This is a genomic window from bacterium, assembly GCA_040756715.1.
Classification (GTDB): domain Bacteria; phylum UBA9089; class UBA9088; order UBA9088; family UBA9088; genus JBFLYE01.
On record JBFLYE010000195.1, the window covers coordinates 1 to 10,699 of the forward strand.

The 10,699-nt window shown below is 36.0% G+C and carries 11 protein-coding genes; 6 read left to right on the forward strand and 5 right to left on the reverse strand.

Going from position 1 to position 10,699, the window contains the following annotated elements:
- Positions 1–11 precede the first annotated feature (11 nt).
- Both AB1397_07485 and hslV read right to left on the reverse strand, forming a co-directional pair.
- Complete coding sequence (locus AB1397_07485; protein ID MEW6482814.1) at positions 12–1,406, reverse strand: tetratricopeptide repeat protein; 1,395 nt, start codon at positions 1,404–1,406, stop codon at positions 12–14.
- On the reverse strand, positions 1,407–1,931 hold the full coding sequence (gene hslV, locus AB1397_07490) for an ATP-dependent protease subunit HslV (GenBank protein ID MEW6482815.1): 525 nt from the start codon (positions 1,929–1,931) through the stop codon (positions 1,407–1,409).
- A 304-nt stretch (positions 1,932–2,235) separates the two neighbouring features.
- On the opposite strand from hslV, the gene AB1397_07495 reads away from it, so the two are divergent.
- The 6 genes from AB1397_07495 to AB1397_07520 all read left to right on the forward strand — a co-directional run bounded on the left by AB1397_07495 (position 2,236) and on the right by AB1397_07520 (position 9,881).
- Positions 2,236–3,342 (forward strand): hybrid sensor histidine kinase/response regulator, encoded by a 1,107-nt coding sequence (locus tag AB1397_07495; protein MEW6482816.1) that lies wholly within the window; start codon positions 2,236–2,238, stop codon positions 3,340–3,342.
- A gap of 64 nt (positions 3,343–3,406) precedes the next feature.
- Complete coding sequence (locus tag AB1397_07500; protein MEW6482817.1) at positions 3,407–3,727, forward strand: nucleotidyltransferase domain-containing protein; 321 nt, start codon at positions 3,407–3,409, stop codon at positions 3,725–3,727.
- A complete protein-coding gene (locus AB1397_07505; GenBank protein ID MEW6482818.1) occupies positions 3,720–4,115 on the forward strand; it encodes a HEPN domain-containing protein in 396 nt (131 codons plus the stop codon). The genes AB1397_07500 and AB1397_07505 overlap by 8 nt, the downstream gene beginning before the upstream one ends.
- Positions 4,116–6,806 carry a BamA/TamA family outer membrane protein gene (locus AB1397_07510; protein ID MEW6482819.1) on the forward strand — a complete coding sequence of 897 codons (2,691 nt, stop codon included), beginning with the start codon at positions 4,116–4,118 and terminating at the stop codon, positions 6,804–6,806.
- A 48-nt stretch (positions 6,807–6,854) separates the two neighbouring features.
- Complete coding sequence (locus tag AB1397_07515; GenBank protein ID MEW6482820.1) at positions 6,855–7,829, forward strand: GDP-mannose 4,6-dehydratase; 975 nt, start codon at positions 6,855–6,857, stop codon at positions 7,827–7,829.
- Positions 7,830–7,889: 60 nt separating this feature from the next.
- A complete protein-coding gene (locus AB1397_07520; GenBank protein MEW6482821.1) occupies positions 7,890–9,881 on the forward strand; it encodes a DNA translocase FtsK 4TM domain-containing protein in 1,992 nt (663 codons plus the stop codon).
- Positions 9,882–10,132: 251 nt separating this feature from the next.
- Here the strand turns inward: AB1397_07520 and AB1397_07525 are convergent, their stop codons facing one another.
- The 3 genes from AB1397_07525 to AB1397_07535 all read right to left on the reverse strand — a co-directional run.
- Positions 10,133–10,372 carry a PD-(D/E)XK nuclease family protein gene (locus tag AB1397_07525; GenBank protein ID MEW6482822.1) on the reverse strand — a complete coding sequence of 80 codons (240 nt, stop codon included), beginning with the start codon at positions 10,370–10,372 and terminating at the stop codon, positions 10,133–10,135.
- 28 nt (positions 10,373–10,400) lie between these two features.
- Complete coding sequence (locus AB1397_07530) at positions 10,401–10,577, reverse strand: hypothetical protein (protein ID MEW6482823.1); 177 nt, start codon at positions 10,575–10,577, stop codon at positions 10,401–10,403.
- Positions 10,561–10,699: PIN domain protein (locus tag AB1397_07535; GenBank protein MEW6482824.1), on the reverse strand; the 139-nt coding region annotated here is incomplete at its 5' end. The genes AB1397_07530 and AB1397_07535, both read right to left, overlap by 17 nt.

The window sequence follows — 10,699 nt, forward strand, 5'->3', positions numbered from 1 at the left end:
AAATTCATCATTCAAAATTTTTTCCTTATTCTCTCTTTATCCCTTTCCTCCTTAAATTTATCAAGGGAAAGATTTAAAAATTTCTCTGCCTCCTTCTTCATCCCCTTGTCATTATAAACATCGCCGATATGCTCCAATATTACCGGGTCATCGTTTTTTAAATTATACGCCTTAAGGAGTAAAGAAAGGGCTAAATCAAGGTTTCCCATCTTATAATAGCACCATCCCAGAGAATCTATGTAGGCTGGGTTATCTGGCTCTATCTCTAATGCCTTTTCAATAAGCCTCATTGCCCTATTTAAATTCTTTCCCTCTTCTACCCAGGTATATCCAATATAGTTATAACCTGCTGAATTCTTTGGATTTAGCCTTATAGCCTTATAGAGATACTTTATTGCCCAATTTTTATTTAAAAGACCATCATAGGCAACCCCTAATTGGAAATATAGATAGTCATCATTAGGGTTTCGCTTTAGCAAATCCTTAAAGATAGAAATTGCCCTTTGATGCTCCTTTTTTTGGCTTAGAAGGACACCATAAAGCACCAAGAGAGAAAAATCCTCTGGAAATCTTTCTAGTCCTTCTTTAGCCAATTTTAATCCCTCATCATCCCTTTCATTTTTAAAAAGGAGCCATCCAAGCCTTACAAATCCCTCCTTTAACCCAAGCTCTACTGTTCTTCTATAGCATTTCTCTGCCTCCCTCTCCTTTTTGTTCTTTTCCAGAGAGATTCCAAGCAAAAGATAGGATTCGGGGCTTTTCTCCTTTTCAAGAAGAATAAGGGAAAGTTTTTCTGAGCTCTCGGGATTTTTGGACATGTTGTAAAGGATAAGCCTTTTTATGGCAAATGTATTATTTGGATTTATGGATAATATCTTCTCATATATCTCTATTGCATCCTTTATCTTCTTTTCTTTGTCATAAATTAAACCAAGGCTTAATAATGCAGGTTCCTCCTTGGGAGACAATTCAATAATTCTTTTGTAGGTTGAGATTGCACCATCTATTTTCTTTGCAAAGAGGTATGCCTCTGCCAGGTCATAAAGAATGATGGTATTTTCCTTTATCTTTAAGGCTTGATTATAAGCCTCAATTGCGGATTTATATCTTTTTTGCTTTACACATATCCTTCCTATTGTATGCCATATTTCTGGTTTTGTTTTTGCAATGGATAAGAAAACCTTCAAGGCAAGGTCTTCTTCGTGGTTGTAAAGATAAGCAAAGGCAAGGGATGTTTTAAGCTCTATAGAATCCGGGTCTTTTAATAAAGCCTTTTTATACTCTATTATGGCAGAATAAAAATCTTTGCTTTTCTCATAAGCCTTTGCCTTAAGGTAATGGGATTTCCCTTCATCTCCTATGACAAGAAATGGAATGATTAACAAAAAAATAATTGTTTTTTTCACTTAAAGCACCTCCACTGTTATATTTGAATTTGTATATAAACAGACCTCTGAGGCAATCCTTAAGGATTCCTCAACGATTTCTTTTGCATTGAGATTTGAATGCTTTATCAATGCCCTTGCTGATGCCAAAGCATATGGACCCCCTGAGCCGGTAGATAAAATTCCATCATCTGGTTCAATAACCTCGCCACCCCCAGAGATAAGCAAAAGGCTTTCTTTATCACAAACAACCAGCATTGCCTCGAGCCTCCTTAAATATTTATCCATCCTCCATTCCTTTGCCAGCTCAACAGCTGCCCTTTGCAGATTCCCTTTGTATTCCTTTATTTTTCCTTCAAACCTTTCAACCAATGTAAAGGCATCTGCCACAGAGCCAGAAAAACCAGCCAAGACATTTCCCTCGTATATCTTCCTTATCTTTTTTGCCTTATGCTTTATAATGGTGTTTTCCAATGAAACCTGGCCATCTCCACCAATGGCTACCTTCCCATCCTTTTTTACAGCAATAATTGTTGTTCCCTTCACATTTTAATTATAAACTTTTTCTTGCCTTTTGTAAATAAATTATTTTTCTTTGACAAAAGCCTGTAAAGGACATAAAATTTGTATGTGTTTAGCTGTTTAAGAAATTTTGAATTCTAAATTTTGGATTGAAAAAGGTTAAGTTTTATAAAATTTTTCCCCTTTTAATTCAAAATTCAACATTCAAAATTCAAAATTTTATAAAGCGTTATGGAATTAACTATAAATGTGTTTAAAGAGATCGCTCGCTGAACATATCCGCTAATTTTTATTTGTAAAATTTTTGTTTTTAGATTATACTTAAGGTATGAAGGAAAAAATTCTGATTGTTGATGATGAGAAAGAGCTGTGTGAAAGCATAAAAAACATCTTGGCTGAAAAGGGATATTCCTGTATATTTGCCTATGATGGTGGCAGCTGCCTTTCTATGGTTGAAAAAGAAAAACCAAATATTATCCTCCTTGACATTATGATGCCTGGAATAGATGGGTTTGAGATAGCTCAACGGCTAAAACACAATGAAAAAACAATGGATATTCCCATAATCATTCTTACTGTGCTTGGAGATTCATCCTCAAGGATAGCGGGTCTTAAGGCAGGAGCAGATGATTATTTAGTAAAGCCATTTGATCCCGATGAGCTGCTCTTAAGGATTGAGGCAAATCTAAGGATGACGAATTTCTCTTTAGAGCTTAAGAAAAAGATTGAACAGCTAAAGGAGCAGGAAAGGATAAAGGCTGAATTCTTATCCCACATAACCCAGGATATCTCAATGCCATTACAGGATATATCAAAGGAGGCAAATCTTCTCATCTCAAGTGAATATGGAGGATTAAATGAAAAACAAAAAGAATCTGTTAAAGAGATAAACAACCTTTGTTCAAAGGGATTATCTCTTATATTAGAATTCCTGGAGATAGCAAAGGCTAACTCTGGAAAGATATGGATTGAAATTGAGGAGTTTTCGTTGAAGAACATTATCTATATTGTTAGCGCAAGGTGTAAAAATGAGGCAAATGCAAAAGGGCTTTCCTTTGAGGCATTGTGTCCAGAGATTAAAATAAAAACCGACAAGGTTCGTCTGATAAAGATATTGGATGAGCTCCTTTTAAATGCCATAAAATTTACCGAAAAGGGCAATGTTTCCCTTCTTGTTAAGGAAGACAAGGAAAATGATGCAATTATATTTGAAATTTCTGATACAGCCCCTGAAATTCCAAAGGAATATTTAGATAAGGTATTTAAGGAGAACGGTTGGCTTGAGGGAAAAACAGGCCTTCTTTTGGTAAAAAAGCTTGTTGGTCTTTTAAAGGGAAACATTTCTGCTTACTCCACGAAATTTGGAAATAGATTCACCATTGTCCTTCCCAGAATAATAGATGCGCCAGCAAGGAGGAAAGAAGATAAAAATTGAGTCTAAAGAGTCAGAGGGTCTGGAGGCCTAAAAAGTCTATCTAATTGAAACAGCTAAACATAATATGATGGAAAATGAAGGCATCTTAAGTGAGATAGAAAGTATTAAAAAGCAAATTATTGAAAGATATAAGCCTGATAAAATCATACTTTTTGGCTCCGCAGTAGGAAGAGATAGGAATATAAACGACATCGACCTCTTTATTATAAAAAAAGATGTTCCCTACTATGGAGCTGAGAGGATGAGTGAATTATATCGCTTAATAAATACTTGTGTGGCTGTTGATTATATAGTTTATAAGCCAGAAGAGATTGAAGAATGTCTTTTTTTGGGAGACCCTTTTATAAAAAAAATTTTCAAAGAAGGGGTAGTTCTTTATGGCTGATATAAAGATTGTTAATGAATGGTTAAGCAAGGCAGATGATGACTTTAATTTTGCAGAAGCCAATCTTAAAGAAAAGAGTGAATTTTACGCACAGATTTGTTTCTTCTTCCATCAGGCAGCAGAGAAATACCTTAAAGCATTTATCATTGCTTATAACCTGGAGTTTGAGAAGATACATAATCTAATCGGGTTGCTAAGGATATGTGCTAAAAAAGAACCCTCCCTTTTATCCCTTTTCCCCCAATGCGATCTTCTCAATGCCTTTTATATTGAGACAAGATACCCTGTCCACTGGCCAACTAACTATACAAGAGAGAAGGCATTAGATGCCAAAGAGGCTGTCAAAGAAATTGCAGAAACAATAAAAGGTTGGTTGGTTATGCCGTAGATGACTTATAAACACATACTTATAATCTTCTTTTTTTCTTCATCTCTTGTTTTCTCCCAGGTTTTTGGAAAGAATAAGGTTAGGTATAAAAATCTTACCTGGGAGGTAATTGAAACTAACCATTTTGAGATATATTGTAGCCCAAAGATAGAGGAATTGGGCAATCTTTCTGCATCCTTTGCAGAAAGTGCTTATAAAAACCTTTCAAATTCTTTAAAGATGGAGGTTAGAAAGAAAATTCCCCTTGTTATTTTTGCCTCCCCTTATGATTTTGCCCAAACAAATATTATATTAGAGCTTATTGATAAGGGTGTGGGTGGGTTTGCTGAGGTTTTTAAGAAGCGTATTGCCATTCCCTTCACAGGTTCTTATTTAGAACTTGAGAGGGTAATAAACCATGAACTCACCCATATATTTTGCTATGAGCTTTTATATGGAAACCTCTTTGAATCTATTATTACAAATCAAATTTTTCCCCAGCCACCAATGTGGTTTATGGAAGGAATTGCTACTTATTATGAAGGGGATTTTACACCAATTGGAGAGCTTGTTCTTAAGGATGCTGTTTTGGAGAATAGCCTTATTCCCTTATCTAACCTCTCTGACTTTATGGAAAGGCCATACCTTGCATATCAGGAGAGCCATTCATTGATTTCCTATATTGCAGAAAGATATGGAGAGGAGGTTTTATCTGTCATCCTTCGTAAATTTTCTGCAAATATCCCTCAAGAAAAGGTTATCAGAGATACCTGCGGCATTTCAATAGAAAAGCTTGAAGATAGCTGGGTAAATGCACTTAAGGAAAAATACTGGCCCATTTTAAAAGAAAAGAAAAGACCTCAAGATTATGGAAAGAAAATATTTCAACAAGGCGGATTCATAAGCTTTTCTCCTGCTGGAGATATTATTAGCCTTATTTCAAAAGAGGAAAACAGCATTTTTCTTATAAATTTTAGCGATGGAAGGATAATAAAGAAGATAAAAAAGCCAAGAAAATGTGAGGAGATAAAGGATATTCCTCCCTCATGGTCAAAGGATGGATGTAAAATATCCTTTGTGGGAAGATATGAGAAAAACGATGTCCTATTTGTCTATTCTGTTATAAAAGGAAAAATTATAGATAAAATAGAGATAAAAGACTTAGATGAGGTTAGATTTATCTCTTTTTCTCCCTCTTCCTTAGAAATGGTAATATCTGGTTACAAGGATGGAGAGGGAAGACAAAGCATTCTTTCCCTTTCATCAAAGGAATTAAGGGCATTAACATTTGGGCTTGATAATTATCCCTCTTGGTTAGATAATAATAAAATTCTTTTTTTAAGGGAAGAAGGCTTTTCCTCTATATGGACATTTGATATTGAAAGCCAAAAAGAAAAGAGAATCTTAAGCCTTCCCTCTATTGTTTATTTAAAAGGGATAGATAATGATAGATTTCTCTTTATCTCTAATCTGGATGGCTCCCTTGATGTCTATCTTTGCAATATGTCCCAAAGGCTATTTACAAGGATTACGAACTTTACCACCGGAGCTTTATCAGCCTCATTTAATCCAGAAAAGAAAAAATTGGCATTTTCTTCTTATTTTCAAGGAAGGGAGGATGTTTATGTTATGGATGTAAATGAAAATAGCCTTACCTGGAAACCCTTGCCCGATGTTTTCTCTCTCCAAAAGGAAGAAAGGGAATTTGTAAAGACAACAAAAAAGCCCTATTCCAAGAAATTTACCCTGGATTATAGAAACGGAAGCCTTCTTTATGATTCAAGGCAGGGGCTATTTGCCAATATCCAGATGGCAGGCTCTGATATTTTGGGGAACAATAGGTTTGTTTTAACGACAAATTATAATACAGGTCTCCTTGATTTTTCCAATCTTTCTTTATTTTACCTTAACCTTTCCAAAAGGCCATCTATGGGGATTGGGCTTTTTAAGAAGCAAAACTCATATTTTGGAACAAATACAGAATTCACAGATAGCGAATATGGAATAATTGGTTCTCTAGATTATCCGTTTTCAAAGACAAGGAGGATAGAGCAGGAGGTTTTGCTGGAAGGCTGGGAAAGAAGCCATGCTTTGCCATCCTCTTCCCAAGAAAGACAGACAATATATCTTTTAAGGTCTTCTCTTGTAGATGATACATCCAATTGGAGCTGGATAGGGCCTAGAGGAGGAAAAAGGGTAAGGCTGACATACGAGAAGGCAATAAATCCTGGAAATAGCGAGGGTGTCCTAGAATTTGATAATATAAAGACAGATGTGAGAAAATATATAAGCATAACAAAGAGGGCTGTTTTGGCAACAAGGCTATTTTATGAGCAAAGCAAAGGAAGGGATAAGAGGGAGTTTCCCTTGGGTGGCGTAAGCATTATTCCTATAAGAGAGGATGCGATATTAAGGGGATATGATTATGATGAATTTTGGGGGAATAAGATTTTATCGGGAAATGTTGAATTAAGGATTCCATTTATAGAAAGGCTTGATTTTGCATTGGGTCTTTCTATAGGTGGAATAAGGTCTGTTATTTTCTATGATTTCGCTTCTTTTTGGACAGATAATAAACAAAGCCAAACCCTTTCTTCAACAGGCATTGGATTTAGGCTTAACCTTTTCTTTCTTCCCTTAAGGCTTGACTATGGATGGAAAAAGGGAAGCAATAAAGCAAAGGCACATTTCAGCTTAGGTTATGATTTCTAAAGTTTTGTGTGTTGAGTTTCTAAGTTTGTATAATTATAAAATATAAAAATGAAGGTATTGGTTACCGGTGGGGCAGGATATATTGGCTCAAACCTTACAGACAGGCTTCTTGATAAAGGCTATGAGGTATTTGTAATTGATGATCTCTCCACAGGAAAGATTGATAATATCAGACATAATTTAGCTAATCCAAAATTCCATTTTACAAATGACACAATCCTGAATGAAAAAATAATAGATTCCCTTATAGAAAATTGTGATTCTATCTATCACCTTGCCGCCGTGGTTGGGGTTAAGCACATTGTGGATGATCCCTTAAAGGCTATCTTTTCCAATGTTACAGGAACAGAAATTATCCTTAAATCTGCATATAAATATTGGAAAAAGACCCTAATTGCCTCAACCTCAGAGATTTATGGAAAATTAACAGAAATTCCATTTGATGAGGATAAATCCCTTAGGGTATTAGGCTCAACCAAGATAGATAGATGGGCATATTCTACCTCAAAGGCAATTGATGAACACCTTGCATTTGCCCATTCAAAAAAGGGGCTTCCTATTGTGATTGTTAGATATTTTAATTCATACGGACCCCGTATAGATGAAAAAGGGTATGGAAGTGTAATAGCAAGGTTTATCACCCAAGCCTTAAAAAACGAACCTATTACCGTTCACGGTGATGGAAAACAAACAAGATGCTTTACATACATTGATGATACAGTAAGGGGAACGATATTAGCCCTTGAAACAAAGTCTGCAGAGGGTGATGTCTATAACATTGGCTCAAATTTTGAAACATCAATTTATGACCTAGCAAAGCTTATAAAGGAATTAACCAATTCAAACTCAGAGATTGTTTTAACAAGCTATGAAAGCTATTATGGAACTGGATTTGAGGATACAAGGAGGAGGGTTCCCTCAATAGAAAAGGCAAAGGAGAAATTGGGGGTTGTAGCAGAGGTTAACCTTAGAGAAGGGCTTTTAAAAACCATTGATTGGTGCAAGAGGAATTATAGGTTATGATTTTTTCTCTTTAAATGTCCAATTTCCAAATACGAGATTTGTTTAGGATTTTGAATTTAAATGAAGAACATTAAAGGGATAATTATAGGAATAGCCCTTATTTCTCTCTCACTTTTGGTAGCAATTGCAATTCTTGGGTTTTGGAATGTCCGTCCAGCTGATTGGAGAATAGCTTTATCTTCCAATAATCCAATAGGACCTGTGGGTTCCTATTTTGCTACATTTCTTATCCTTATATTTGGAATAGGCTCTATATTTATTCCCATTGGACTTTTTATTTTTGGAATAGCCCTAATAAAAGGAGGCATCTTTTCATATATCAAAATTATCTCCTTTATCTTGCTTGTTATTACAATATCCATCCTATTCTCTCCCCTTTCTAATCCAAGCAGAGAATTTTCTTTATTTAATGGCGGATTACTTGGATTTAAAAGCTCTATCTTCCTGCTTAGCTGGCTTCATCTAACCGGCTCTTACATCGTCCTAATAAGTCTCATCATCATCCTTTCCCTTTATCTTTCAAGTGGAGCTATTCTATCTCCCTTTAAACCCATTCCCATCCATCATAGGGCTAAAAAGGAAGCATCTCATCATGAAAAGAAAAAAGAAAGGCCTAGAATAGTTTTATCAAGCGAAAGGAAAGAAATAGGAGAAGAAAAGAGAAAAGAAACTTCTACCTCATTTCAGCTTCCCCCCCTATCTTTACTTGCTGAGCCAGTAATCATTCCAGAAAAGGAGATAAAGGAAGACTTACTTACCTTATCAAAACAGCTTGAGGATACCCTCTCACAATTTAAGATAGAGGCAAAGGTTGTTTGTATAAATAGAGGACCAACTGTAACATCCTTCGAGGTTCAACCTGCCGCTGGTGTTCGGGTAAGCTTAATCTCAGGGCTTTCCAATGATATTGCCCTGGCATTAGCTGCCCAGGCGGTTAGGATTGAAGCACCCATACCGGGAAAACAAGCAATTGGGATTGAGATTCCCAATCACAAGAGGCAAACCGTATTCCTTAAAGAGGGGCTTTCTAGTCAGGAGTTTAAAAAGAAGGAAAGCCTTTTATCATTCTTTCTTGGAAAGGATATAACAGGCGAACCAATTATTGTGAACCTTGCAGATATGCCACACCTCCTTGTGGCAGGTGTAACAGGCTCTGGAAAGAGCGTATGTTTAGCCTCAATTATTACAAGCTTCCTCTATAAAGCATCTCCCCAACAATTGCGTCTTGTCCTCATTGACCCAAAGAGGGTTGAGATGACAATATTTTCAGAGCTTCCCCATCTCCTTACTGATGTTATCTGCGATTCAAAAAAGGCTATTATTACATTGCATTGGCTCCTCAAGGAGATGGATGAGAGGTATAAAACATTTGCATATGAGGGTGTCAGAGACATAGATGGATACCATAAGAAAGGAAAAGAACTTCCATACATTGTTGTGGTTATAGATGAGCTGGCAGACCTTATGGCTGTATCATTGCGCTCCTGTGAGGAGGCTTTAACCCGGCTATCTCAGATGGCAAGGGCGGTGGGGATCCATCTTATTGTGGCAACACAAAGGCCATCCGTTGATATTATAACAGGCCTTATTAAGGCAAATTTTCCCTCCAGAATTGCATTTCAGGTATTCTCCCGAGTTGATTCAAGAACAATCCTTGATATGATGGGAGCTGAGAAGCTTTTAGGCAGAGGTGATATGCTATTTTTTCCCGCCGGTTCCCCAAAGCCTATGAGGCTACAGGGTGCTTATATCTCCCTTTCTGAGATAGAAAACATTGTTGATTTTATTAAGAGCCAAGGCATTTCCCTTGAGAAGAAAGAGATAAGGGAGGAAGAAATAAAAGAAGGGCTTGAGGAAGATGAGGAAATAGACGATTCTCTTTATAAACAAGCCATTTCTATAGTAGAAGATGCAGGATATGGCTCAACCTCAATGATTCAGAGGAAATTAAAAATAGGATACAACAGGGCAGCAAGGCTTATTGAAAGGATGGAAGAAGAAGGCATTGTTAGCCCTCCCGATGGAAGTAAGCCAAGGAAGGTTTTAAGATAGCTAACTATAGTATCTTCCATTACTTAGTGCAAAAATAGATAGGGTTGTGTTTATCTGTTTAAAAATTCATCCACCTTTTAAGAAATTTTGAATTCTAAATTTTGAATTTTGAATTGAAGGTTTAAGTTTATAAAATTTTTTCCCTTTTAATTCAAAATTCAACATTCAAAATTCATAATTTTATAAAGTTTTCCTTAAGATTATCTAAACACATACATTTTGTAAAGTGTTATGGAATTAACTATATATTTTTATCCAAGCTCAGAGGATGAGCAAATCCTCTGGTATGCACAATAGAGGCAATTGTTATAAGCTGGAGTGGGATTAAAGATTTTTCTTCTTATGCCATCTGCGGTAAATCTTATCTTTTCCTCTGTCTTTTCAAGGTCTTTTGGGGATAGTTCATATTCGCCGGCTACTCCAGATTCAAGAAAGATAAGGGAGACCTTGGGAATCTTGCCATGGAGTTTATACCAGGAAAGCCCATAAATGGCAAGTTGGAGGTTCTCCTTTGTCCTCTTATCTGCCCTTTTTTATCTGAAAGTGTGGCTTTTTCTTCTTCTTTTTCTTAATATTATATTTTTCTCTAATCTCATAGAGATCTTTAGCTTCTAATTCTGGGTTTTTTAAATATCCATCAACTAACTCATTCCTTATATCCCGCATCATCTTTACCGCATCAAATTTCTTTTTCATAGACTACCTCCCTGGGACTTCTTATCTCTAATAACGGATAGCCCTTTTTAAGATTTACCCCATTATAGAGATGAATTTTATTTAAATTCACAATATGCCTAAAATTCCAACTTACCAGAACA